This is a genomic window from Mycetohabitans rhizoxinica HKI 454 (genome assembly GCF_000198775.1).
In the GTDB taxonomy this organism is placed as follows: domain Bacteria; phylum Pseudomonadota; class Gammaproteobacteria; order Burkholderiales; family Burkholderiaceae; genus Mycetohabitans; species Mycetohabitans rhizoxinica.
The window spans coordinates 809,559-835,135 of record NC_014722.1 but is presented as its reverse complement, the minus strand read 5'-3'; the positions used below and the strand labels follow the sequence as shown (position 1 = coordinate 835,135).

General features: G+C 63.0%; 23 protein-coding genes and 2 pseudogenes. 10 read left to right on the top strand and 15 right to left on the bottom strand.

Features of this window, described 5'->3' with window-relative positions:
* Positions 1-9: 9 nt before the first annotated feature.
* Entirely contained in the window at positions 10-792 is a 783-nt protein-coding gene (locus RBRH_RS03755) for a LysR substrate-binding domain-containing protein (RefSeq protein ID WP_415878035.1), read from the top strand.
* A 211-nt stretch (positions 793-1,003) separates the two neighbouring features.
* On the opposite strand, the gene alaS is transcribed toward RBRH_RS03755, so the two are convergent.
* A complete protein-coding gene (gene alaS / locus RBRH_RS03750) occupies positions 1,004-3,628 on the bottom strand; it encodes an alanine--tRNA ligase (protein ID WP_041753207.1) in 2,625 nt (874 codons plus the stop codon).
* 490 nt (positions 3,629-4,118) lie between these two features.
* Between alaS and RBRH_RS03745 the strand changes: the two genes are divergently transcribed.
* A complete protein-coding gene (locus tag RBRH_RS03745) occupies positions 4,119-4,478 on the top strand; it encodes a hypothetical protein (protein WP_157864335.1) in 360 nt (119 codons plus the stop codon).
* 60 nt (positions 4,479-4,538) lie between these two features.
* Here RBRH_RS03745 and ggt read toward each other — a convergent pair.
* Positions 4,539-6,268, bottom strand: a pseudogene (ggt, locus tag RBRH_RS03740) (gamma-glutamyltransferase).
* 153 nt (positions 6,269-6,421) lie between these two features.
* A complete protein-coding gene (locus RBRH_RS03735) occupies positions 6,422-6,631 on the bottom strand; it encodes an ornithine carbamoyltransferase (RefSeq protein WP_041753204.1) in 210 nt (69 codons plus the stop codon).
* A gap of 96 nt (positions 6,632-6,727) precedes the next feature.
* Here RBRH_RS03735 and RBRH_RS03730 point away from each other — a divergent pair, with 96 nt between their 5' ends.
* The gene (locus RBRH_RS03730; protein ID WP_013434637.1) at positions 6,728-8,662 is read left to right on the top strand and encodes a glutamine--tRNA ligase/YqeY domain fusion protein; all 1,935 of its coding nucleotides are present in this window, start codon (positions 6,728-6,730) and stop codon (positions 8,660-8,662) included.
* Positions 8,663-8,794: 132 nt separating this feature from the next.
* Here RBRH_RS03730 and RBRH_RS03725 read toward each other — a convergent pair whose 3' ends face one another.
* Complete coding sequence (locus RBRH_RS03725; protein WP_013434636.1) at positions 8,795-9,682, bottom strand: O-acetylserine/cysteine exporter; 888 nt, start codon at positions 9,680-9,682, stop codon at positions 8,795-8,797.
* Between the two features lie 235 nt (positions 9,683-9,917).
* Positions 9,918-10,163, bottom strand: a complete 246-nt coding sequence (locus RBRH_RS03720; RefSeq protein WP_041753202.1) for a hypothetical protein — start codon at positions 10,161-10,163, stop codon at positions 9,918-9,920.
* A gap of 199 nt (positions 10,164-10,362) precedes the next feature.
* Between RBRH_RS03720 and RBRH_RS03715 the strand changes: the two genes are divergently transcribed.
* The gene (locus tag RBRH_RS03715; RefSeq protein WP_415878034.1) at positions 10,363-10,746 is read left to right on the top strand and encodes a pirin-like C-terminal cupin domain-containing protein; all 384 of its coding nucleotides are present in this window, start codon (positions 10,363-10,365) and stop codon (positions 10,744-10,746) included.
* 62 nt (positions 10,747-10,808) lie between these two features.
* Positions 10,809-11,658: pseudogene (gene trxA, locus RBRH_RS03710) on the top strand (thioredoxin).
* Here the strand turns inward: trxA and tcdA are convergent.
* Complete coding sequence (tcdA, locus tag RBRH_RS03705) at positions 11,650-12,573, bottom strand: tRNA cyclic N6-threonylcarbamoyladenosine(37) synthase TcdA (protein ID WP_013434630.1); 924 nt, start codon at positions 12,571-12,573, stop codon at positions 11,650-11,652. The pseudogene trxA and the gene tcdA sit on opposite strands and share 9 nt — an antisense overlap.
* A 161-nt stretch (positions 12,574-12,734) precedes the next feature.
* Here tcdA and pdxH point away from each other — a divergent pair, with 161 nt between their 5' ends.
* From pdxH to RBRH_RS03690, 3 genes are all read left to right on the top strand, one after another.
* Positions 12,735-13,373, top strand: a complete 639-nt coding sequence (gene pdxH, locus RBRH_RS03700; RefSeq protein ID WP_041754110.1) for a pyridoxamine 5'-phosphate oxidase — start codon at positions 12,735-12,737, stop codon at positions 13,371-13,373.
* Between the two features lie 129 nt (positions 13,374-13,502).
* A complete protein-coding gene (locus RBRH_RS03695; protein WP_013434627.1) occupies positions 13,503-14,717 on the top strand; it encodes an SAM-dependent methyltransferase in 1,215 nt (404 codons plus the stop codon).
* Positions 14,645-15,796 carry a DUF72 domain-containing protein gene (locus tag RBRH_RS03690; RefSeq protein WP_013434626.1) on the top strand — a complete coding sequence of 384 codons (1,152 nt, stop codon included), beginning with the start codon at positions 14,645-14,647 and terminating at the stop codon, positions 15,794-15,796. Before RBRH_RS03695 ends, RBRH_RS03690 begins: the two co-directional genes overlap by 73 nt.
* 107 nt (positions 15,797-15,903) lie before the next feature.
* Here RBRH_RS03690 and msrA read toward each other — a convergent pair whose 3' ends face one another.
* Positions 15,904-16,449 (bottom strand): peptide-methionine (S)-S-oxide reductase MsrA, encoded by a 546-nt coding sequence (msrA, locus tag RBRH_RS03685; protein WP_013434625.1) that lies wholly within the window; start codon positions 16,447-16,449, stop codon positions 15,904-15,906.
* Positions 16,450-16,723: 274 nt separating this feature from the next.
* Between msrA and RBRH_RS03680 the strand changes: the two genes are divergently transcribed.
* Positions 16,724-17,230, top strand: coding sequence for a flavin reductase family protein (locus RBRH_RS03680; protein ID WP_041753201.1), 507 nt, complete (start codon positions 16,724-16,726; stop codon positions 17,228-17,230).
* 14 nt (positions 17,231-17,244) lie between these two features.
* Here RBRH_RS03680 and RBRH_RS03675 read toward each other — a convergent pair whose 3' ends face one another.
* Positions 17,245-17,733, bottom strand: coding sequence for an Lrp/AsnC family transcriptional regulator (locus tag RBRH_RS03675; protein ID WP_013434623.1), 489 nt, complete (start codon positions 17,731-17,733; stop codon positions 17,245-17,247).
* Between RBRH_RS03675 and RBRH_RS21255 the strand changes: the two genes are divergently transcribed.
* Positions 17,660-18,181 (top strand): acyl-CoA dehydrogenase family protein, encoded by a 522-nt coding sequence (locus RBRH_RS21255; protein ID WP_415878033.1) that lies wholly within the window; start codon positions 17,660-17,662, stop codon positions 18,179-18,181. The genes RBRH_RS03675 and RBRH_RS21255 overlap by 74 nt on opposite strands.
* 9 nt (positions 18,182-18,190) lie before the next feature.
* Here the strand turns inward: RBRH_RS21255 and ppx are convergent, their stop codons facing one another.
* From ppx to pstC, 7 genes are all read right to left on the bottom strand, one after another.
* Complete coding sequence (gene ppx / locus RBRH_RS03665) at positions 18,191-19,699, bottom strand: exopolyphosphatase (RefSeq protein WP_013434621.1); 1,509 nt, start codon at positions 19,697-19,699, stop codon at positions 18,191-18,193.
* Between the two features lie 219 nt (positions 19,700-19,918).
* A complete protein-coding gene (phoR, locus tag RBRH_RS03660; protein ID WP_041753197.1) occupies positions 19,919-21,232 on the bottom strand; it encodes a phosphate regulon sensor histidine kinase PhoR in 1,314 nt (437 codons plus the stop codon).
* 61 nt (positions 21,233-21,293) lie between these two features.
* Complete coding sequence (gene phoB / locus RBRH_RS03655; RefSeq protein ID WP_041753196.1) at positions 21,294-21,995, bottom strand: phosphate regulon transcriptional regulator PhoB; 702 nt, start codon at positions 21,993-21,995, stop codon at positions 21,294-21,296.
* 52 nt (positions 21,996-22,047) lie between these two features.
* The gene (gene phoU, locus RBRH_RS03650; protein ID WP_041753195.1) at positions 22,048-22,752 is read right to left on the bottom strand and encodes a phosphate signaling complex protein PhoU; all 705 of its coding nucleotides are present in this window, start codon (positions 22,750-22,752) and stop codon (positions 22,048-22,050) included.
* A 30-nt stretch (positions 22,753-22,782) separates the two neighbouring features.
* On the bottom strand, positions 22,783-23,631 hold the full coding sequence (gene pstB, locus RBRH_RS03645; RefSeq protein WP_041753193.1) for a phosphate ABC transporter ATP-binding protein PstB: 849 nt from the start codon (positions 23,629-23,631) through the stop codon (positions 22,783-22,785).
* Positions 23,632-23,648: 17 nt separating this feature from the next.
* On the bottom strand, positions 23,649-24,554 hold the full coding sequence (gene pstA / locus RBRH_RS03640) for a phosphate ABC transporter permease PstA (protein ID WP_013434616.1): 906 nt from the start codon (positions 24,552-24,554) through the stop codon (positions 23,649-23,651).
* Entirely contained in the window at positions 24,551-25,534 is a 984-nt protein-coding gene (pstC, locus tag RBRH_RS03635) for a phosphate ABC transporter permease PstC (RefSeq protein ID WP_013434615.1), read from the bottom strand. Before pstC ends, pstA begins: the two co-directional genes overlap by 4 nt.
* Positions 25,535-25,577: the final 43 nt, after the last annotated feature.

Below are 25,577 nucleotides of genomic sequence, written 5' to 3'. Positions count from 1 at the left end.
CGACGTATCGTGTCCGCCGCCCCGCTATCGAACCAGCGGCTCGAGTACCGTGCGCAACGGGTTGGTCAATCAGTTCGGCGCGGCAGCGCGGACAATACCGGTAGTCGCTGCCCAACACGCCTGCGAGGGTCGATCCCATCATCGTTTGAAATGCGCGAAAGAGCCGCCTATTGTATCGGCTTTGAGACTCCCCCTGGCCGCGCCGTGCATCGTCTGCCGCACGCCGACGATGCGACGGGCCGGCGAGCATGTGGCCAGTGGCCAGACGTGACGCTGGAACTCGCAACCGGCACCACCGGATGCCTGATCAACCGTTTGCGGGAGTTCGATATCGATGTCGCGCTGATCGCCACACCGGTGGATGGCGTGTCCCACCTCACCGACACGTTCGAACTCACGCCCGTGTATCGCGAGGAACTTGTGCTGATCGCCGCGCGCGACCACCCGCCGATCCGCCAGCCGCGGGACGTGCGCGTTGCCACGCTGATTGCATTCGAGTCAGGCTGCGCGTATCGCGCGTATGCCGAACGCTGGTACGCGCACGACGCGCTGCGGCTTCGCCGCGCGCTCGAGCTCGGCTCGTATCATGCGATCGTGGCCTGTGTCGCCGCCGGGGCCGGCATCGCCGTAACGCCCCGCTCAGTGCTCGAACTGCAACGAGCGGGCGGGCGTGAAATAGGTATATCAATGCACCCGTTGCCTGACATCGGCATGATCGGACACGCTGCTCGCATGGCGGTGCGGGTACACGTCATCCGCAGCCCGGGCGCTGCGGCAGATTCTGCTGGCTGACCTTGCCGTAGCCGTCGCGCCGCCCCACGCCGCGACGGCTACGACGACAGCTACGGCTACGACGACTGCGACGGTGGCGCCATCGCGGCCGCCGCAGTCCCGTCGGCGGCCGCCGCCCGCCGCCCCAACTGTGTCCACGGGCCACGCTGCGTGAGGGCCACCGGACCGTCGCCGCGACACGCGGTAACCTGCAGTGATACCCGCGGCGTGCTTACAACTGCGCCTGGATCCATTCCTTGACGCCGGAGAGCGCCGCCGGCAGCTTCGACGGATCGGTGCCGCCCGCCTGCGCCATATCCGGCCGGCCGCCGCCCTTGCCGCCGACCTGCTGCGCAACGAAGTTGACCAGCTCGCCGGCCTTGACCTTTTTGCTCGCGTCGGTCGTCACGCCGGCGATCAGGCTGACCTTGCCACCGTCGACGCTCGCCAGCACGATCGCTGCATGTTTAAGCTTGTCCTTCAGCTTGTCCACCGTTTCACGCAGCGTCTTCACATCGGCGCCTTCGAGCTGGGCCGCCAACACATGCACGCCCGCCACGTCGACCGCCTGGCTCACCAGCTCGTCGCCCTGGCTCGACGCGATCTTCGATTTAAGCTGCGCCAGTTCCTTCTCCAGCGCCCTGAACTGATCCTGCACCTGCGCGATGCGCGGGGCAAGCTCCGCCGGCTGGACCTTCAATGCCGCGGCAGCCCCCGCGAGCGTCGACTCCAGGTCCTGCACATAGCGCACTGCATTGTCGCCGGTGATCGCCTCGACACGACGGATGCCGGCCGCCACCCCCCCTTCGAACACGATCTTGAACAAACCGATGTCGCCGGTGCGCTGCACGTGCGTGCCGCCGCACAGCTCGCGCGAAAACCCCAGGTCGAGCACGCGGACCTCGTCGCCGTACTTTTCGCCGAATAGCGCCATCGCGCCCGACTTGACCGCGTCGTCGAATGGCATCACTCGCGCGAGGCCCGGCGTATTGGCCAGCACCTCGGCGTTGACAATCGCCTCGACGCGACGAATCTCGTCATCGCTGAGCGGCGCATGATGCGAGAAATCGAAACGGGTCTTGTCCGGATCGACCAGCGAGCCCTTTTGCTGCACATGCGGGCCCAGCACCTCGCGCAGCGCCTTGTGCATCAGGTGCGTCGCCGAGTGATTGCGCGCAGTGCGTGCGCGCCGCTCGGCATCGACGCGGGCGCTAACGACATCGCCGACCTTCAGCTCGCCCTGCTCGAGGGTACCGTGGTGGCCGACCACGTCGGCCTGCACCTTCAACGTGTCAAACACCGCAAAGCGCACCGTGGCATTGCCGATCGTGCCCTGGTCGCCGACCTGACCGCCCGACTCCGCATAGAAAGGCGTCTGGTCAAGCACGACCACGCCCTGCTGGCCCGCCCGCAGCGATGGCACCGCCGTGCCATCGACATACACCGCGACGACCTTGGCATCGTCGAACACGTGCTTGTCGTAGCCGTGAAATGTCGTCTTGCTGCCCGTGTAGTCGAGCGTCTGGACCATGCGGAACTTGCCGGCCGCACGCGCCTGCTCGCGCTGGCGCGCCATCGCTTCGTCGAACGCCACCTCATCGACGCCGATGCCCCGCTCACGGCACACGTCCGCTGTTAGGTCCAGCGGGAAGCCGTACGTATCGTGCAGCTTGAACGCAAGCTCACCGTCGAGCACTTTTGCGCCGCGCGCCGTAAGCTCGGACAGCGCGGCGTCCAGAATCGACATCCCGTGCTCGATCGTCTCGAAGAAACGTTCCTCTTCCTGGCGCAGCACGTCGGTCACGCGCTGCTGCGCCACCTTCAGCTCAGGATACGCGGCCCCCATCTCGCCAACCAGATCCTCAACTAGCCGATGAAAGAATGGGCTCTTGCGGCCAAGCTTGTAGCCGTGGCGAATCGCGCGGCGCACGATGCGGCGCAGCACGTAGCCGCGCCCCTCATTGCCCGGGATCACGCCGTCAACGATCAGGAAACCGCACGCGCGGATATGGTCGGCGATCACCTTCAGCGAGTTGTGCGCAAGATCCAACACGCCGGTTTCGCGAGCCGCCGCGGCAATCAACCGTTGGAATAGATCAATCTCGTAGTTGCTGTGCACGTGCTGCAGCACCGCGGCGAGCCGCTCCAGGCCCATGCCGGTATCGACGCACTGCTTGGGCAACGGCGTCAGGTTGCCTTGCGCATCGCGGTTGAATTGCATGAACACGAGATTCCAGATCTCGATGAAGCGGTCGCCCTCCTCATCGGCCGATCCGGGCGGCCCACCCCACACCTGCGGGCCATGATCATAAAAAATCTCCGAGCACGGGCCACAGGGACCGGTATCGGCCATTTGCCAGAAATTGTCCGATGCATAGCGGGCGCCCTTGTTGTCGCCGATGCGGATGATCCGCTCGAGCGGCACGCCAATTTCGTTGGCCCAGATGTCGTACGCCTCGTCGTCCTCGTGGTAGACGGTCACGGTCAGCTTCTCAGGCGGCAGCTGGTAGACGCGCGTGAGTAGCTCCCACGCATAGTGGATCGCGTCGCGCTTAAAATAGTCGCCGAACGAGAAGTTGCCCAGCATCTCGAAGAACGTATGGTGCCGAGCGGTATAACCGACGTTCTCCAGATCATTGTGCTTGCCGCCGGCCCGCACGCTGCGCTGCGCGGTTGTGGCCCGCGAGTACGGCCGCGTGTCGGCGCCCAGAAACACGTCCTTGAATTGCACCATGCCGGAGTTGGTGAACAGCAGCGTCGGATCGTTGGCGGGCACGAGGCTCGACGAGCGAACGATCGTATGGCCCTTCGATTCAAAGAACCTCAGGAACTTCTCGCGGATTTCAGCGGCTTTCATAGCGTGCTTCGAGTGGTCTGTCGCTGGCGCGCCAGCGCATCGGGTGAATCCGGACACGGACGCGTCCGTTTAAACGATTGATTATACGGGATGTACGCACCGGCCCACCCCCGTATAATTGCTGCAACCGCCGCACTTGCAAGAAGACATGTTCGGTTGATAGGAGCCCTGACTCACCTGCGCGTCCTGGAGCTGACGCGCGTGCTCGCCGGCCCCTGATGCGCACGCGTCGCGATCGCCGCTCTGATGACTAACATGGATTCGAGCGCCACCATGCCGCTGGCCGAATGGCTCGGCTACAACACGGCCACGCTCGCCGCATTACGCGAGCAACGGGTCATCTGACATGAAGCGTGCGCCCAACACATGGTTCAAGCCGTGGCCCGACCTGCGGCACAACCTGCCATTGTTCAGCGCGCTGGGCCTGGCCGCGACGCTCGCGCTGCAGTAGGGCAGGCATCCATACGCAATCGATACGCTTGCATTGCCGGTGTCGCTCCTCTACCTCGCCTTTGCCGCGATGGTGCTCGCCTGCACGCTCCAGTGCTGCGGCGCGCTCGTACTCGCTTTCGTGCCGGACGGCGCCGCGCGGCGGCTCGACGCCGTGCTGCATCACCTGGAGCGCCGCGTGTCGGCATGTTCGTCGAGCGCCGACTCGCTGTTGTTCGGCTTCACGCTTGGGCTGGCACTGCTGCACGATACTCTCGGCGCGCTGCAGTCGTCGAGCTGCGCCGTGCTTGCGATCGCGCTCGCCGAGATAGGCGCGAAAGCCACGCACCGCCGTCGCGAGGGCTTTGCCACGCTCTATCCGCTGACGTTGTTGATCGTGCTCAACTGTAGTTTGTGTTAGCGCCCGCGCCCCGCTCATACTGAGCGTCGCGCAAGCGCGACGCCGCATCGAACAGCCGCCCTACCGGATCACCCTCGCGACGCCGCGCTTGCGCGGGTCCGTCACCGGCTCAGGTGTATCGCCGTTGATCTTTACGAGTTGGACGTCGCCGTTGAACGCCTGCCCTTCCAGCGTATAGCCAAGCGTCTGGAGCTGCTGCGCAAGCTCGCCCTCGATCGGCCGGTACGGCTCCCAGAAAATCGTGTTGGGCGGCAGCAACTGATGATGAAAGCGCATCGCGGCAATGGCCTCGTTGGCCGGCATCTTGAAGTCGTACAGGTCGGTGATGACCTGAAACACGGACGTGAAGATGCGCGAGCCGCCTGGCGTGCCGACCACCAGCGCGAGCTTGCCGTTGCGCGTAAGGATCGTCGGCGTCATCGACGACAGCGGCCGCTTGCCGGGCTCAATCGCATTGGCATCGCTGCCGACCACCCCGTACAGGTTCGGCACACCGGGCTTGGACGAGAAGTCGTCCATCTCGTTGTTTAACAGGAAGCCCGCACCTTCGACGACCACCCCGGAGCCAAAATAGCCGTTGATCGTATAGGTATTCGACACGGCGTTGCCCCACTTATCGACTACCGAGTAGTGCGTAGTCTCGGCGCGTTCATTCGCCGTGACACGGCTCACGCGCTGTGCAGTGACCATGCCCAGGCCTGGCTGCACGCTGCGGGTGTCCGACGGCGCCTTCGGGTTGACCTCGGCCGCCCGCTTGGCCAGATACGGCTCGTCGATCAACTGCGCGACCGGCACCTTGTAGTAATCTGGATCACCCAGGTATTGCGCGCGGTCGGCAAACACGCGCTTCTCAATCTCCGCGACCAGGTGGATGTACTGCGGCGAGTTCAGTGGCACGTCGGCGAAGCGGCTTCGCAGGTTCTCCTTCATCTTCAGCAACTGGATCAACCCGATGCCGCCCGAGCTCGGCGGCGGCGCGGTGSATGACCTGATAAGCCGTGCCAGTTCGCGATGATCGGCTGGCGCCACACGGCTCGGTACTGCTGCAGGTCATGCCGGGTGATCCACTTGCTGCCGCGCGTCTGCGCGGCGATCAACTCGGCGATCCTGCCGGTATAGAATTCGCGACCGCCGTGATCAGCAATGCGTTGCAGCGTCTGAGCCAGCTCCGATTGCTTGAACGTAGTACCGGCCTTCAACGCACCGAAATAGCGGCTGAAATTGGTCTTGCCCTCATAGTGCTTTTCCTCCGCTTCGCGCACCTGCTGCAGTTGCGGCTCGACTTCGAAGCCTTGGCGCGCGTACTGGATTGCCGGTGTCAGCACCTGCTTCCATGTCAAGCGTCCAAAGCGGCGATGCACCTGCCACATGCCGTCAACGGTGCCCGGCACCCCGGCGGCCTTCTCGCCGACCAGGCTCATACCGCTGACCACCTTGCCCTTGCCATCCAGATACATGGTGCGCGACGCGGCGGCCGGCGCGCGCTCGCGGTAGTCGACGAAGTACGGCTTGCCTTCCACGTACAGCGTCATGAAGCCGCCCCCGCCAAGATTGCCCGCCTCCGGATACGTGACTGCCAGCGTGAACGCGATGGCCACCGCCGCGTCGATCGCGTTGCCGCCCTCGTTGAAGATCTGCTGGGCGGCATCGGCGCTGTACTTGTCAGCCACCGCGATGGCCGACGCGGTCAGCACCGGGGTTTGGACCGGCGCCCTCGCAAAGGCCGCTTCGTTGCCGACGAAGGACAACGGCAACGACAGTGCAACCGCATTGGCCACGATGCTTAACATGGCGCGCGACCACCGACAGGTGTCGTCCAAACTCATGATGTCTCCTTAATTTATTTAATATATTAAATAATATTGCGTTACCGACCGGCGCGGCGCAACACGTTAGAAAGCGCGCCAGTGAGGACTACGTTTTTTATCGCCCAGAATCACGCATCAATGGCCCGCGCCGACCAGGCCGCCAGCAGCCGCGCCCACCACCGTGCCCAGCGGCCCACCGGTCAACACGTAACCGAGTGCGCCCCCGGCCGACGCACCAATCGCCGCGTGTTTTTCTGAGCGCGACAACGAGCCGCATGCGGACAATGCCGGAACGAGCGATACCAGGACCACCAACTTTGCGAGCGTCGACGCCTTCGCGTTCATTTCTTCTCCTTTGAGCGGGGCCGCGCGCATGCGCGAGCTCAGGGATCCTAAGAGACCGAGGCGCGGGGTGGCAATCAGTTTTACGGGCTGTTACAGATGTTACGGTCGCAGCCCCGCCAGCAGATCGCGCCGCACAGCCCGCGCCACGCCGTCACGTCGGGTAAAATGCAATGTCATGAATATTGTCCGGCCCGGGCACGGGCCGGCCCACCCTGCCCGCTCATGAATATCGAACGCAACGACGCAAGATCGGGTGCCAAGCCCGGCCAACACCCTGCCGCCTCTGCTGGCGTACCGCCGGCCGGCGGCGGTTCGGGCGCACCCACAAACGCATCGGCTGAACCGGCCACCGCATCGAACTTCATCCGCAACATCATCGATGACGACAACCGGTCCGGGAAGTGGGGCCAACGGGTCGAGACGCGCTTCCCGCCGGAGCCGAACGGCTACCTGCACATCGGCCATGCCAAGAGCATCTGCGTGAACTTCGGCATCGCGCGCGACTACGGCGGCGTTTGCCACCTGCGTTTTGACGATACGAACCCAGAAAAGGAAGATGTCGAGTATGTGAACTCGATCATCGACGCGGTCCGGTGGCTCGGCTTCGATTGGCAGAAGGACGGTCGCGAGCACCTGTACTTCGCCAGCGACTACTATGACAAGCTGTACGCGTTCGCCGAGCTGCTCATTCAGCGCGGCAAAGCCTATGTGGACAGCCAGAGCGCGGAGCAGATGCGCGCCACACGCGGCACACTGACCGAGCCTGGCACGCCGTCACCGTATCGCGATCGCACGCCGGAGGAAAACCTGGCGCTGTTTCGCCGGATGAAGGCTGGCGAATTCGCCGAAGGCACGCATGTGCTGCGCGCCAAGATTGACATGGCGTCGCCGAACATCAACATGCGCGACCCAGTCATCTACCGGATCCGCTTCGCCCATCACTATCGCACCGGCGATGCATGGTGCGTGTATCCGATGTACGACTACACGCACTGCATCTGCGATGCGCTGGAGAACATCACGCATTCGCTATGCACACTGGAGTTCGAGGATCATCGGCCGCTGTACGACTGGTTTCTCGCGGAGCTGGCCGATGCCGGCATCTTCACGCGCCCGCTGCCGCAGCAAATCGAGTTCTCGCGGCTCAACCTGACGTACGTGATCACGAGCAAACGCAAGCTGCTGCAACTGGTCGAGGGCAAGCACGTAGACGGCTGGGACGATCCGCGCATGCCGACGATCGTTGGGTTGCGCCGTCGGGGCTTCACGCCAGGGAGCATCCGGCTGATGTGCGAACGCACCGGATTGACCAAGATCAACTCGTGGATCGACTTTGGACTGCTCGAGGCGGCACTACGCGAGGACTTGGACGAGAAGGCGCCTCGCGCAATCGCCGTACTCGATCCGCTCAAACTTATCGTGGACAACTATCCGCAAGATAGCGAGGAAACATGCAGCGCGCCGGTGCATCCGCATCACCCGGAGCGCGGCACGCGGACCTTCCCGTTCTCGCGGGAGCTGTGGATCGAGCGTGAGGACTTCAACGAAAATCCACCAAAGGGCTATTTCCGGCTGTTCCCGGGTAATCGCGTGCGGCTGCGCTACGGTTTCGTCGTCGAATGCACGGGCGCGGACAAGGATGAGCACGGCAACATCGTCGCGGTGCATTGCAACTATTTCTCGGACAGCAAGTCGGGGACCGAGGGTTCGAACCATTACAAGGTCAAGGGTAACATCCACTGGGTCAGCGCCGCGCATGCGTACCGCGCCGAGGTGCGCCTATACGACCGGCTGTTCAAGGAGCCGCAGCCGGATGCCGGCGGTCGTGACTTCCTCGAAGCGCTGAACCCGGATGCTAAACGCGTGGTCACCGCCTACCTGGAGCCGGGCGCACAACAATTCCTACCTGAGGACCGGGCTCAGTTCGAGCGACACGGCTACTTCGTCGCGGACCGTGTCGATTCAGTGCCCGGCCAGCCGGTGTTCAACCGAATCGTCAGCCTGCGTGACAGTTGGGGCAAGTCTGCATAACGAGTTGCATGCAGCGGGCGCGCGTCGTTGCAAAAGCCGCGGCGGGCGCGCGCCGTTGCAAAAGCCGCGGCGGGCGCGCGCCGTTGCAAAAGCCGCGGCGGCCCGGCGCCGCCCGTCGGGCCGCCGCCATGCTCAAGTTCGGCGTGCGTGCGCCAGCCGATCGCTCAGCCAGCGGCCCAACACGTTCACCAGCAAGCCGCCCATCACCAGAATCGCACCGAGCCATTGCGGCAGGGTGAGCGCCTCACCGAGCCACAGCGCCGCGGTGCTCAGCCCGACGATTGGCACCAACAGTGAAAACGGCGCGACCTGCGCGGCCGGGTAGCGCATCAACAAGCGGCCCCACAAGCTGCAGCCAAGCAGCGTGGCACCAAATGCCAGGTAGGCCACCGCGAACACCGACGCAGCCGAGATCTGGGTGACCGACGCCCAGATCTGCGCCGGCCCCTCGAACCAGAGGGACAGTGCGATGAACGGCAATGGCGGAATCAGGCTGGACCAGACCACCAGTCCCAACAAATCGACGTTGCCGATCCTGCGCATCACGACATTACCCAGCGCCCACATCGATGCCGCGAGCAGCGTGAGCACGAAGCCGGCGGCCGGCATCGCATGTTGACTCTGTATGCCGATGACGGCTAGCCCGATCGTCGCAATCGCCAACGCGAGCAAATTGTGCGGCTGCCAACGCTCACCGAGCAGCAGCGCGGCGAACACCAGCGTGAAGAATGCTTGCGATTGCAGCACCAGTGATGCTAGTCCGGCGGGCATCCCAACGTACATGGCCATGAACAGTAACCCGAGCTGGCCTAATGAGATGGTCGCGCCATAAGCCAGGAAAAGCGGCCACGGCACGGCTGGCCGCCTGACGAAGAACACAGCGGGAAAAGCCGAAAGCAGAAAACGCAGCGCGCCGAGCAGCATCGGCGGCAGACCGTGCAGCCCGACCTTGATGACGACAAAATTGACGCCCCATACTGCGATCACGACAAACGCGAGCAACAGGTCCTTTGGCGACATCCAGCACTCCTTGACGGCTTATTATGGGGGTAAGCCGCGCGGCGACCTTGCCCAAGCCACGCGAACGACCAACAGAATAACCCGCTTGTCAGGCTTATGGAGCCGGCAGCGCTATCGGCGGCATGCCGCGCCAATAAAAAAAGCCCCGCCCGCCAATACGGGAGAGGCTGTGCGAACGCCGCGATGCCGCGGGGAGCGGTACACGACGCTTCGAGCGCGACCGCGCCCGGATCGGTTACTTCGAACCGGTGCCGCCGCTATCGGGGTGGCTCGCCGCCTTTCGTTGTTCGGCACGCTTCACCTTCGCACCGTGATGGTGGCGTGCATGGTGCTTTTTGGTGTTCACGCCGCTGGCGGCCACCGGCGCGGACGCTGTCACGGCAGGCGCGGACGCCACCACGGGCGTCGATGCCGCGCCTTGCGCGTATGCCGCGGAAGCGGCGAACAGACCAGCGGTCAATGCGATCAGCAGCTTACTCATGTCGGACTCCTTTTCCGAACGCGCGAAACAGTCGCGCTTGGCTACAAAAACGCGATGGCCAACAACACCGTTGACGGCGAAAAGTAAGCAGTTGTAACGCCTCGTGCAATACCGTACACACAGCGACGTTCCAATCGGCGTCCCAATCAGTATCTATTTATCTGGGAGCCACCAATGTCCGCTGCGTTGACACGTGTCGGTGACGCTGGACGCTGGCTGCCACCTCGACGTGCCGCCTGAGCACGAGCACGAGCACGAGCACGAGCACGAGCACGAGCACGAGCACGAGCACGAGCAGGGCGCAGTCTATCTGGTCGATGGCGAATTGGACGTGGATGGCACAGCGATCGAGTCGGCCCAGATGGCGGTACTCGATGCCGGCACCGTGGCGCAACTGAGCAGCGCGGGCGACGCTCGCGTGATGCTGGCCGGTGGCGTGCCACTTGACGGCGAGCGCCTCATCCACTGGAATTTCGTTTCCAGCTCGCGCGAAAAGATCGAGCGCGCGCAACAGGCATGGCGGCAGCAGACGATGGACAAGGTGCCCGGCGAGACCAAATGGGCTCCGTTACCGGACCGTTGAATTACGCAAGATCGCCCTCCATCTGGTAGCCGGATAGCCAATTCTTTTTTGCGAGGAACATGATGGACACGACGCTTGAAACTTTCGAGCAGGACGTGATCGCCGCATCGAGAAACGTGCCAGTACTGGTCGACTTCTGGGCGCCCTGGTGCGGCCCATGCAAGGTCCTCGGCCCGTCTGTTGGAAAAAATCGAGCGCGAGTACGGCGGACGCTTTAAGCTCGCGAAAGTCAACTTTGACGACAGTCCGGAGCTGGCACAGCATTTTGGCATTCGCAGCATTCCGCACGTGATCGCGTTCGTCGACGGCCGGCCAGTGGACCAGTTCGTCGGCGTGCTGCCGGAAGGGCAATTGCGCCGCTTCATCGACCAGTTGGTGCCTGACGCCGCCGAAACTGAGCGCCGCGCCGCGCACGCCCTGCGTGCCCAGGGCCGCACCGACGAAGCGCTGGGCCGATTGCGCACGGCACTAGCACTCGATCCGGGATTTGACGAGGCGCGCCTGGACCTGATTGAGTGGCTGCTCGACGACGATCGTTTCGATGACGCGCGGGCCGAGGCCGAATTTTTGTCGCCGCGGACCACGCAGGGTATCGACGCGCGCTACAACGCGCTGAAGACCCGGCTGGACGCGGCCGCGGTGGCCACCGAGTTGCCTGATACGAGCGCGCTGGAAGCGCGCATCGCGAACGATCCGGGGGATCTGGAAGCACGCTTTGATCTTGCCAGCCAATGGATCGCCGCGCGTCACTATGCCGGCGCGCTCGAGCAGTTGCTGGAGATCGTCAAGCGCGACCGCTCGTTCCGTGACGACATCGGTCGCAAGACAATGCTGTCGGTATTCGATCTCGCGTCAGGGCAACCGCACCTGGTCTCGCAGTGGCGCCGCAAGCTGAGCAGCGCGCTATTCTGAGCAGCCGTGCGCCGAACCCGGCTGGCGCGCGGCCAGCACGCGCAGCACATAGGCTGCGGCGGCAAAGCCGAAGCTGCCGGTCACGCACACGCTCGAGCCAAAGCCCGCGCAGTTGAGCCCGATCGGCGCCGTACCAATGTCCGGCGCACCAGCATACGCGGCCTCCCCGCCGTCCAAATCGCATGCGGCCGCTTGCGGATAGATCAACGGCTCATCGGAGTAGACCGCCGGGACGTTGAACTTGGCCTTCGGCCCGCGCGGGAATCCGTGGTGTTTGCGCAACTGCGCCCGCACCTTGGCTAATAGCGGATCCTGTATTGTGCGGGCCAGATCGTCGATGCGAATCCGCGTCGGATCGAGTTGCCCGCCCGCACCGCCCACCGTCACCAACGGCACCCGGTGCCGGACGCACCATGCAATCAGCGCCGTCTTGGTGCGTACGCTATCGATGGCATCGACGATGAAGTCGTACCCGATGCCCAGCCGTGCGTCCAGGTTGTCGGCTTCGACAAAATCCTCGACTTGCGTGACGACGCACTGCGGATGGATCGCCGCGATCCGCTCGGCCATTGCGCCGACCTTCGGCTTGCCATAGTTACCGTTCAACGCATGGATCTGGCGATTCGTGTTGCTTTCCGCAACGTGGTCCAGGTCGATCAGCGTCAGGCGCCCAATCGCACTACGCGCCAGCGCTTCGGCCACCCACGAGCCGACCCCGCCGATGCCCACGACTGCGACATGGCAACGCTCGAATGCCTGCAGCGCGGCTGCGCCGTACAATCGTGCTACGCCGCCAAAACGGCGCGGATGGTCAGCGGTCTCGAATTCCCCGGTTTCCGGGGCTGGCTCGGCTGGCGCCGCGCGCGCGGCGCACGGCTCGGATGACGCGGTATGGATGGCATGCGAAGCGGACATGGTCTAGCGTTGAAGAAGCAGAAGGAGCGCCGCCGCGCATCATGCGCGATGCGGTGGCCAAACCGCTATTGTGCCTTGCCTGCGGCGGCTGCGTCGCCCTATCGAGCGGCTATCGTCGTCTTCCGATATACTCGACCCATAGTAAGCGACCGCATAAAAAGATGAGCTTCCTCGCTGATCTACGCAAGAACTACGCGCTTGGCACATTATCGGAGGCCGATGTCGACGCCGATCCGATCAAGCAGTTCGAACGCTGGTTCGAACAGGCGCTCAACGCACAGCTTCCCGAACCGAATACGATGACACTGGCCACCGTCGACGAGCGTGGCCGGCCGGACGCCCGCATCGTACTGGTCAAGGGGGTCGATGCGCAAGGTTTCACGTTCTTCACCAACTACCAAAGCCGCAAGGGTCGCGAACTGGCGCACAACCCGTACGCCACGCTGCTCTTCTATTGGATTGAGCTAGAGCGCCAGGTCCGCATCGAAGGCAGGGTGAGCCAGATCGCCGACGCCGAAAGCGACGCCTATTTCGCGTCCCGTCCGCTCGGCTCACGCATCGGTGCGTGGGCGTCGGAGCAAAGTGCGGTGCTGCACGATCGCGCACAACTGCAAGCGCGTGAAGCGCACTTCGCGGCGCAGTTCGGCAACCACCCGCCGCGGCCGCCGCACTGGGGCGGCTACCGGCTGGTGCCGGACGCGGTTGAGTTCTGGCAGGGGCGGCCATCGCGGCTACACGATCGAATCCAGTACCTGCGCAATCCGGACAACACTTGGAGGATCGTGCGCCTGTCGCCGTGACCCTGCCTGCCAATGCCGGTGCGTTGCGAGACAAGGCTTCACGCGAAGCCACGTCGCGTGGCCGGAAGGTTTGCATCACAGACGAACAACAGTTGCTTTGCTTGCGTTTCAACGAACAGGAGAATTTTTATGTTCTGGGAAAAAAAGCTTGCGCAATGGGTTTCGGAAGTGCGCGAAAAGACTAATCTGCCCGCACGTCTGGTCCTGTGGGATGGACAGCAGCATGATTTCGGCAAGTTTGCGGCGCCGCAAGTCACGCTGAAGGTCAACACGGCGGCGGCGCTGCCGCTGCTGCTGGATCCGAGCCTGGACCACCTCGGCGAGGCATACATCAAGGGCAAGATCGATATCGAGGGCAAGCTGTCCGATGTGATCCGCGTCGGCTACTCGCTGGCCCGCAGCACCGTTACCCATGCCAGCAAGCTGGCGCGCGTGCGGCGCTATTTTACGCACACGAAAGCCTCGGACAAGAAGGCAATCCAGTACCACTACGATGTGTCCAACGCGTTCTACAAGCTGTGGCTGGACAAAAACATGGTTTATTCGTGCGCCTATTTCGAAAATGGCGACGAGGATCTGGATACCGCGCAACTGAAGAAAATCGACCACATTCTGACTAAGATCCAATTGCAACCTGGGCAACGGTTGCTCGATATCGGCTGCGGTTGGGGCACGCTCGTGCTGCGCGCGGCGCAGAAGTTCGGCGCGCAGTGTGTTGGCGTCACGCTGTCCGAAAATCAATTCGCGCTGGCCACGCAACGCGTCAAGGACGCGGGGCTGCAGGACAGAATCGAGATCCGGCTGCAGGACTACCGCGACGTGTCGGGGCAATTCGACCGCGTCACCAGCGTCGGCATGTTCGAGCACGTCGGTCGCAAAAACCTGCCGCTGTACTTCAGCAAGATCCGCGAGTTGCTTACGGACGACGGCATCGCAATGAACCATGGCATCACGTCGAGCGACTTCAACAGCGGCGAAACCGCGCTGGGCGGCGGCGAGTTCATCGACAAGTATGTTTTCCCCGACGGCGAACTGCCCCATATCAGCCTGGCGCTGGAAGCGATGCAGCGCGGCGGGCTGGAGGCCATCGACGTCGAAAGCTTGCGTCGACACTACGCGCGCACGCTCGAATTGTGGACCGAGAATTTCGAGAAATGCGCAGCCGAAGCAAGGTCGCTCGTCGATGACGAGAAATTCCGCATCTGGCGTGTGTACCTGGCCGGGTGCGCGTACGCGTTCGACAACGATGACGTGTCGATCTATCAAGTGGTATGCCGCAAGGCCGGACGACCCGCGTGCACGCTGCCCTGGTCGCGCCGCTACATGTACGCCAATCCGCTGTGACCGAGCAAGCACCCTCCAACGACGGCCAATTTCATTTGTTCGGCACGTCCCCGCCAGCGGCGGCGCCGGCCGATACCGACAAGTCTGCGACCGCCGCGTCGGCGCGCCACCGCTCGCGCGGGGAGATCCTGCCGGCGCGCATTGACGAGCGTTGCCGACAACTGGGCGCTGCGTTGCCGCCTAACGTGCGCCTCGGCACATCGTCATGGTCGTACCCGGGATGGAACGGCCTCGTCTATGGCGACGAATACAGCGACAGCCGTTTGTCGCGCAATGGGTTGGCTGCCTACAGCGCGCATCCGCTGCTGCGCAGTGTCAGCATCGACCGGACCTTCTATGCGCCACTGTCCGTCGGCGACTATGCGCGTTACGCGTCGCAGGTGCCCGACGCATTCCGCTTCACTGTCAAGGCGACGTCGAGCATTACCGATGCGACGGTACGCGGCGAGCGCGGCATGCCGGGCGAAGCCAATCCATGCTTCCTTGATACCGGGCTGGCACGGCGCGAGTTCATCGAGCCTTGCCTGCAAGGGCTCGGCCACAAGGCAGGCGCACTGGTGTTCCAGTTCCCGCCGTTGCCCGACAGATGGATCGCCGAGCCAGCCACGTTCGTCCAGCGCTTGCAGCCGTTTCTGGAGGCGCTACCAGCGCTGCCCGACGGGGTCGTGTACGCGGTAGAAATCCGCGACGCGATCCTGCTGACGCCCCGGCTGATGAAGGCCCTGCGGGCCGCGCGCGTGCGCTACTGCATCGGCATCCACGCACGGATGCCGTCCGTGCAGCGCCAGGCTACCGCACTGGCGCTGCTCGACGGCGACACGCCCGGCCCGTTGGTCGTGCGCTGGAATCTTCATGCAGGATTGAAACACCAACAGGCAGAAACGCGGTACGCCCCATTCGACACGATGCTCGATGAGGACCGCGACACGCGCGAGGCGCTCGCCGCGCTGGCAGCGCGACACGCACGCGCAGGCCAGTCCGTGCTGATCACGGTCAGCAACAACGCCGAGGGATGTGCCCCGCTCTCGTGCATCGCGCTGGCCGACGCAATCGTTACCCATCTGGCTGCGCCCGGATAGTCTCGCCGCCGTGCACGGTGTCGCGTAGCGGGCTTGGCCGGGCGCTCTGCCCCGGCATGCTGGCATGCCAGCATGCCAGCGGCCAGCGCGAACATGGTTCTGCGTCGCTATGCGCGCCGCGACTTAAGCCGGTGCGCAAAACGCTGCCGGAACTTGGCCACCTTCGGCGCGATCACGAATGCGCAATAGCCCTGTGCTGGGTGGTTCGCGAAATAGTTTTGATGATAGGCTTCGGCCGGCCAATAGTTTCCCGCCAGCGGCTCGATCTGCGTGACGATCGGCGCATCATAGAACCGACGCGCCGCAAGCTCATCGCGCATCGCCGTCGCAATGCATGCCTGTTCAACCGAATGCGTAAAGATCACCGACCGGTACTGAGTGCCGACGTCGTTACCCTGCCGATTCAATTGCGTCGGATCGTGCGTGGCAAAGAAAATCTCCAGGATTTCGCGATAACCGATCACCGCCGGATCGAAGGTCAGATTGACGACCTCCGCATGCCCAGTCTCGCCGTTGCACACCGCTTCGTACGATGGAGCGTCGACATGGCCACCCGCGTAGCCTGACTCAACGGCCGTGACACCTTCGACATCTAGGAATACCGCTTCGAGGCACCAGAAACATCCTCCGCCCAGCGTCGCCACTTCGTTCATCGTTGCCCCCTCTCAATCAGTCGGGAATCGCCCATCGAGTTAGGCATCCCATCATCATGCGGTATGCCCATCGAGTCAGGCATCCCGTTATCGTGCGATATGTCCGTCGGGCCTTGCCGCCCGCCAGCCCATCGGCGCGCGGTACCGCCCCGCGGACACCCAGCGGCTCGATCAGCCAGCCCGCGCCTGATCCGCTACAATCGTGGCTTCGCCTCATTCAACGCATCACTGCCCTCGCGTGTGCGCCCCGGCGCGCCGCTGCTCGCACTCAACCATGACGTCCGCCGCCTACCCCAATTTCGATACTGCTGCGTTTCGGCTCGCACTGGGCGAATTCGCCACCGGCGTGACCATCATCACGACGCGCGCCGAATCGGGACAATTGATCGGCATCACCGCCAGTTCGTTCAATTCCGTTTCGCTGGCGCCGCCGCTCGTGCTATGGAGCCTGGCGAAACGGGCAAGCTCGATGACCGTGTTTGAAACCAATACACATTATGTCGTCAATGTGCTCGCCGCGTCGCAGCTCGCGCTGTGCCACCGCTTCGCGACCCTGAAAGGCGACCGATTTGCCGGCGTAGCACACGCGGCCGGCGACACCGGCATGCCCATCCTGGATGGCGCCCTCGCATGGTTCGAGTGCCACAATCGCAGCCGCTACGACGAGGGCGATCACGTGATCTTCGTCGGCGAGGTCGAGCGCTGCGGCGTCGCCGGTGATGCGCGCGAACCGCTGGTGTTCCATCGCGGTGGCTTTCATACCGTCGATCCGCTCGGCTGAATCCCGCGCGGGTTTCAACGCGCGCGAGGCAGCAGTTCAACCGGGACACCAGCGCCGTCCTTCAATGTCTTCAGCACGATGTTCGAACGAATATCCATGACGCCCGGCGCCTTATACAATCGATCGATGATGAAATCCGAAAAGTGCTTCAGGTTGTGCGACAGCACGCGCAGCATGTAGTGGCTTTCCCCGGTCACGACGAATGCGCCGACCACCTCAGGCCAATCGCGCAATGCGGCAGCGAACTTCTCGTGCCAGTCCGACTGATCGTTGCGCATCGACACCTGCACGAAGGCTTCTAGCTCGAAACCTAGCTTCTCGCGGGACAACGACGCACGATAACGCTCGATCACGCCCTGCTCCTCGAGCAACCGCATCCGCCTGAGACAAGCAGACGGCGACAACGCGATCCGCTCCGCCAATTCGAGATTGCTGACGCGACCCTCCTCCTGCAGCAGCGCTAGAATCCGGCAATCGGTCGCATCGAGTGAAATTGCCTGCATAAAATTCTTCCCGCCCCTTCACCAAAGAATTTTATGCGATTTCGATTCGGCACCGCACGCCAAATCAGAAGCACTTTCGACACACCCCGGCTATCATTCGGGCATATACCCAGGTCTGCTCCTCTGGCCAATGCTTTGCGCTCGGCACGCCGACATGCAAACCGAGATCACACTGGGCCTGCAAGGCGTGCTGCGACTGGGACGRWTGAAGGATGAAGGCACCGCCGCGGCCGAGATCACGTCGATCATGAAGCGCAATTCATGCGGCAAGGCGCTCGACATTGCGCGCACCGCACGCGACATGCTCGGCGGCAACGGAATCTCGGACGAGTTCGGCGTGGCCCGACACTTGGTCAATCTGGAAGTCGTCAATACGTACGAGGGCACGCACGACATCCATGCACTGATCCTCGGACGGGCGCAAACGGGCATCCAGGCGTTTTTCTGACCGCGAGCGTCAATCTACGTAGACGACCCGATAGTGCCGGCCGATTTTTTCCCACTCAGCCGCCTCCTGGACCAGGCTGTACTCGGTCAGCGGGTTGTCATCAACCCAGCTGTGCGACAAGCGCACCTCGAAGCCGCCATCATGCTCGCGCACGGCCAGCATCGGGGTCGCCACGTCGATCCGGCGACGGCACAGCAGCACGGCCAGCCGCAAGCAGAACAACAGGCGCCAGTCCAGGTCCCGTGTCTGCGTGAGCTTGCCCAGCTTGCCGGCGTGGCCAAGCACGAGCGCCGCCAGCCGTGCCTGGTCAGTGCGCGAGAATCCGGGCATGTCGGCATGAGTCGCGATGTACGCCGAATGCTTATGGTAGGCACTGTGCGAGATCGACAGGCCGATTTCATGCAGCATCGCGGCCCAGCCGAGCAGCAGCGCTCCCTGCGTGCGCCGTTGTGGATCGGTTTCATTCAGTTGATTGTAAAAACCGGTTGCCAGCGCGGCGATGCGCTCGGCTTGCGCGCGATCGACACCATAGCGCCGCGAGAAGCCTTCCACCGTCACCGCACGCATGTCCTGGTGCTGTGAGCGACCCAGCAGGTCGTACAGCACACCAAGCCGCAACGCGCCATCGGTCGTATCCACGTAGTCGATGCCCAATTCCTCAAACACCGCCAGCATGATCGACAGGCCGCCGGCCAGCACTGGCACACGGTCGGCCTTGAGGGCGGCCAGCTTGAGCCGGTTCACGTTTTCCGCCTTGATCAGCGCGCGCTTCAGGCGCTCCAGTGCGCCACGCGTGATGCCGTGCGTCACGCCGGCGTCGTTGAATTGATTGGCCTCGACCAGTTCCGCAATTGCCCGCGCAGTGCCGGACGAGCCGACCGCCTGGTCCCAGCCGGTCCGCTTATACAGGCTGGAGATGACTTGGATCTCGCGCTTGGCGGCCAGCTCTGCCTGACGCATCGCGTAGTCGTCAACATTACCGCTCGGGAAGAACTGTCGACTGTGCGTCACACAACCGATGTACAGGCTCTCCATCATCAGCGGGTCATATTCGTCGCCAATGATGAACTCGGTCGAACCTCCACCGATATCGAACACCAGCCGTTTGCCGTTGCTCGCCGGCATCGAATGCGCGGCGCCCGCATAAATTAGGCGTGCTTCCTCGCGCCCGGCGATGACCTCGATCGGAAAGCCCAGTGCGCGCTCGGCCTCGTCAAGGAACTCGTCGGCGTTCTTTGCGACCCGCAGCGTGTTGGTGGCCACCGCCCGCACGTGGTCCGGATGAAAATCGCGCAGCCGCTCGCCAAAACGCTTGAGCGCGTCCCAGCCGCGTGACTGCGCTGGCTGGTCAAGGAACTTGTCACGCGTGAGGCCAGCAGCGAGCCGCACGGGCTCGCGCAACGCGTCCACTGGGTCAATCTGCGTGCCGGCGAAAGTTTTCTCCACGCGTGCGATGATAAGCCGGAAGCTGTTGGAGCCTAGGTCAACGGCAGCGAGCAGGTGCGGGGTCTTGTGCATGGGTCAATGGCGGGCCGGATTGCCGACCGTACCAGAATAACGGGTAGGATTTGTGACAGTGCCGCTCCGGTTGCAGCGCGTCATAACCTTATCATCATACTGTGATAGCTTCTGCAAGTGCCTAGGCCCCGGGCGCCGACGCTTGAACGTGGGTTGCGAAGCACCGTTGGTACCGACGCTTGAATGCGGCTGGTAAAGCGCCGCTGGCGCCAGCGTATGTCAGGCCGCCCCACTGCGCCCGTGCGTCACCCGCGACGGCGGGAAGCGGACTGAGAACGTGCTGCCCTTGCCTTCCTCACTGGCAATGTGTAAGTCCGCATCGTGGCGTTGCAGCACGTGCTTGACAATCGCCAGCCCGAGCCCGGTGCCGCCGGTGTCGCGCGAGCGGCTGCGCTCGACGCGATAGAAGCGCTCGGTCAGCCGCGGGATATGCTCGGCCGGAATGCCCAGCCCCGTGTCGGCGACGCTGAGCACGGCGCCGTCACGCTCGGCACGCCACGTGACCTGAATTGCCCCACCATCCGGGGTATAGCGGATCGCATTGCTGACCAAGTTGCCAAGCGCACTGAGAATTTCGCTTTCCGTCCCCACCACGTTGAGATCGTCGTCGGCCTCGAACTTGATGTGGTGCCGCCCGCCGGACAATCCCGACGCTTCATTACGCAGATGCTGCAGCACCGCACGCATGTCGATTGGCTGTTCGGCCGGCGGCTTGATGTCACCCTCCAGGTTGGCGAGCACCAACAGGTCGTTGACGATCGTCTGCATCCTTGCCGCCTGCTGTGCCATGATATCCAGGTATCGGCGCCGGTCCAATTCCGCAATCGGCAGTTCACGCATTGTCTCGAGAAAGCCAGACAGCACGGTCAACGGCGTCTTCAATTCATGCGACACGTTGGCGACGAAGTCGCGCCGCATCGCATCGGTGCACTCCAACTCGGTAATATCCTGGGTGAGGATCAGCTTGCGGTTGTCACCATACGGAAAAACCTGCACCGACAGGATATGCTGTCGGCTTGCGCCCATGCCACGCATCGTCAGCGCCTCGTCGTACTGCTGGCTGTTCAGATAACGCACGAAATCGGGCTGGCGCACCAGGTGGGTGACGTGCTGGCACAAATCGCGTTTCACGTCGAGCCCGAAGTGCTGCTCACCGATGGCATTGCACCACTCGATCCGGTTGTGGTCGTCGAGCATCATCACGCCGTTGGGGGAAGCTTGGATGCCCTGGATAAACCGCGTATGCTGCTGCTCCACCTGCCGCACCTGCGCGTGCCACCGCTTGGCGAGCCGATGTAAGCGGTAGTAGATCTCGCCCCACAACCCCGGCGCGCTCGGCACTTCCCCGTAGACCGGCGCATCAAGCAGCCGCCACAGGCGCTGCGTATGGTAGGTGTTGAAAAGCGACTGCGCGAGCAGTGCGAGCAACGCGAACGACAGCGCCGCATCCACATTGACCGCGAAGGCGATTGCCGTGGCGATACAGCCCAGCAAGACTAGCGACACGAGCGCGCGCGCCCAAATGATATTCATATCGGAGCGAAAGGTGCCGCGGGACAATCAGACAAAGGTGCGGGCGCCGACGGCGCCAGCGTTAGGCTGTCTTGGCCAACCGGTAGCCGCTACCGCGCACTGTCTCAATCATAGCATCGCAGCCGGCCGGCTTGAGCGCGGCACGCAGCCGCTTGATGTGCACGTCCACCGTGCGCTCTTCGACGAATACGTGGTCGCCCCATACTTGGTCGAGCAGTTGCGTGCGGCTGTGCACGCGTTCCGGATGCGTCATGAAGAAATGCAACAGGCGGAACTCGGTCGGCCCAAGATCGAGCTGGGTTTGCTCGCCGTTGCGGCTCGCCGCGACGCGATGCGTCGCCGGGTCCAGTCGCAGGCCGTTGATCGACACGCTATCCTCGGTGAGCTGCGGCGCGCGGCGTCGCAGCACCGCCTTGATACGCGCCATCAACTCCTTGGGCGAAAACGGCTTGGTCACGTAGTCATCGGCGCCGATCTCCAACCCGAGCACCTTGTCCTGCTCCTCGCCCCGCGCGGTCAGCATGATGATCGGGATGTGCTTGGTGCGCTCGTTGCTACGCAACTCGCGTGCGAATGCGACGCCCGACTTGCCGGGCAGCATCCAATCGAGCAACACCAGGTCCGGCAAGACATCGCTGATCAGGCGCTGCGCCTGCTCGGCGTTGTACGCGCGAATCGGACAGTGTCCCGCGTGCTGTAGGTTCACCGCAATCAACTCGGAAATCGCGGGCTCGTCCTCGATCACGAGAATGCTGCTGGGCATCGGCACCTCTTTCGCCTTTTTAGATCGTACAGTTACACGAAGCCGCATCGTCCTACGACAGCGCCTCACGCTCGAGTTGGTCGCGCGGCACATGCCGCACGTCCGTGCCTTTAACGATGTAAATGATGAACTCAGCGATGTTCTTTGCGTGGTCACCGATGCGCTCAATCGCCTTCGCGACGAACAGCAGATCCAGCCCGACCGAGATCGTGCGCGCATCTTCCATCATGTAGGTCACGAGCTTGCGCACGAACGCCCGGAATGCCTCATCGATCGCCTTGTCATCGCGCACGATCTGCGCGGCGGCGACCGTGTCCAGCCGGGCAAACGCGTCCAGCGCGCGACGCAGGATCGACGTCGCCATGTCGCCGGCCAGTCGGATTTCTGCGATGTTCACCGTGCGCGCGTTACCCTCCTCCATGATGCGCTTCACGCGCTTGGCGATCTTCTCAGCCTCGTCGCCGGCGCGCTCCAGGTTCGTAATCGTCTTCGAGATGGCCATCAGCAGCCGCAAATCACGCGCCGCGGGCTGGCGCCGCGCGATGATATGACTGCACGCCTCGTCGATCTCAACTTCCATCGAGTTGAGCCGCGCCTCGTCAGTGATCACTTGGTCGGCCACCTCGGCGTCAAAATGGTTCAACGCCTGCATCGCCTTGATGATCTGCGACTCCACCAAGCCCCCCATCTCGAGGACCCTGGACGAAACCTGGTTCAGGTCCGCGTCGAACTGGCTAGACAAATGCTTGTCGGACATGATGCTCTCCCGTCTTGGCAATCGGCTCGATCAACCGAAGCGACCCGTAATGTAGTTTTCTGTTTCCTTGCGCACCGGCTTGATGAAAATCTTCTCGGTATCTCCGAATTCAATAAGCTCGCCCAGGTACATATAGGCAGTGTAGTCCGAACAGCGCGCCGCCTGCTGCATGTTGTGCGTGACGATGACCACCGTATAGTCGTCCTTCAACTCGGCAATCAACTCTTCGATGCGGCCGGTGGAGATCGGATCGAGCGCCGAGCACGGCTCGTCCAGCAGCAGCACTTCGGGACGGATCGCGATGCCACGCGCGATGCACAGCCGCTGCTGCTGGCCGCCGGACAACCCATAGCCGCTTTGCTGCAGCTTGTCCTTCACTTCGGTCCATAGCGCGGCCTTGGTCAGCGCCCATTCGACGCGCTCATCCATTTCTGAGCGCGACAAGGTTTCGAACATCCGCACGCCAAACGCGATGTTGTCGTAGATCGACATCGGAAACGGCGTCGGTTTCTGGAAGACCATGCCAACCCGCGCGCGCAGCAGCGAGATGTCGCGGGTGGTTGCGAGCAGGTTCTCGCCGTCGATCAGGATCTCGCCCTCGGCGCGTTGCTCCGGATACAACGCGAACATCTTGTTGAACGTGCGCAGCAGCGTGGATTTGCCGCAACCGGACGGTCCGATGAATGCGGTGACCTGCTTCTCGGGAATGCTCAGATTGATGTTCTTCAACGCATGGTACTTACCGTAGAAGAAGTTCAGGTTCTTCACCTCGATCTTCGGCGGCGCCAGCACGCGGGCGCCGCTTTTGGCCGAACCGAGCGGAATCGGCACACTGTCGCCGGTACGCAAAGGGTCGAGGTGGCGCTCAGCCATGTTCATGGATCGTCTTCCGTCGCTTACTTTGAAAACAACGCGCGGGCCAAAATATTTAGGCCCAGCACACCCAGCGTAATCAAAAACACGCCTGCCCACGCGAGCGATTGCCACTGTGGGAACGGACTCATCGCAAACTTGAAGATCGTATAGGGTAGGTTTGCGATCGGTTGATTCAGGTTTAAGCTGAAGAACTGATTCGATAGCGCGGTGAACAGCAAAGGGGCGGTTTCGCCGGCGATACGCGCGAGCGCCAGCAGCACGCCCGTCGTAATGCCCGCCGCCGACGCCTTCAACGTAATTGATGTCACCATTTTCCACTTCGGCGTGCCGAGTGCGAAGGCCGCCTCGCGCAGCGCATTGGGCACCAGCTTCAGCATGTTTTCCGTGGTACGGATCACGATCGGAATCTGCAACAGCGCAAGCGCCACCACACCAGCCCAGCCACTGAAGTGCCCCATGCGAGCGACCACCAGCGCGTAGACGAACAGGCCAACGACAATGGACGGCGCGGACAACAAGATGTCGTTGATAAAACGCGTCGTGCTAGCCAACAGGTTGGATTGACCATACTCGGCCAGATAGACGCCGGCCAGAATACCGATCGGCGTGCCAAACAGCGTGGCCAACGTCACCAACTCAAGGCTGCCGACAATCGCGTTGGCCAGCCCGCCGCCGTCCGTGTTCGGTGGCGGCGTCGATTCGGTGAACAGCGTCAGCGACAGTCCATCGATGCCCAAGCGCAGCGTCGTGAACAAGATCCACACTAACCACACCAGACCAAAGGCCATGGCCAGCAACGACAGGGCCAACGCGATCGCGTTGGTGCGACGGCGGCGCGCCTGCAACCGGATACGCGGCGCATCATCGGCGTTCGCGCTACCCGGCGACACGAGATCCGACGCGCGAGAACATACGGGGCGGCTCATCGCGCGCCCTCCCTTTTTTCCAGACGCAACAGCATCACTTTGGACAAGGCGAGCACGATGAAGGTAATCAGGAACAGGATCAGGCCCAACTCCATCAAGGCTGCCGTATGCAGCCCGGGCTGGGCCTCGGCAAATTCATTCGCTAACGCCGACGTGATGCTGTTGCCTGGGGCGAACAACGAAGCACCGGACAGCAGATTGGTGTTGCCGATCACGAACGTGACCGCCATGGTCTCGCCGAGCGCACGGCCCAAGCCGAGCATGATGCCGCCAATCACACCGGTCTTCGTGAACGGCAGCACGATTTTCCACATGACTTCCCAGGTCGTACAACCCATGCCGTACGCGGACTCCTTCAGCAGGACTGGGGTCACTTCGAACACGTCGCGCATGACTGCGGCGATATACGGGATGGTCATGATCGCGAGAATGACGCCGGCAGCCAGGATGCCGATGCCCACCGGGGGGCCGGCCACCAGCGCGCCGACCAGCGGCATCGAGCCGAGCACGGTCTGCAGCGGCTTCTGGAACCCGCTCGCGAAGACCGGCGCGAACACCAACAGGCCCCACATGCCGTAGACGATGGACGGAATCGCGGCCAGCAGCTCGATCGCAATGCCCAACGGGCGCCGCAGCCAGGCAGGAGAGAGTTCGGTCAGAAACAACGCAATGCCGAAGCTGACCGGTACCGCGATAATCAGAGCGATCAACGATGTGGCGATCGTGCCGTAAATCGGCACCAGCGCGCCGAATTGTTCGGAGGGTGGGTCCCAATCGGAGTGCCACAGGAACGAAAAGCCGAACTTTTGGAGGGTGGGCAGGGACGCGATGATCAGCGAGATGAGTATCCCGCCGAGCATCAGCAAGGTCACGATCGCGGCAAGCCGTGCCAGCGCGCCGAAGACGATGTCGCCTGTGCGGCCCGGCGCTTTCATCGCGCGGTTGCCGCCCGAGCCGGATGCAGTCTGAATGTCGGCCATGATGCCTCTTCACAGGCCACGCGGCGCAACGCTCGCGCGCGTA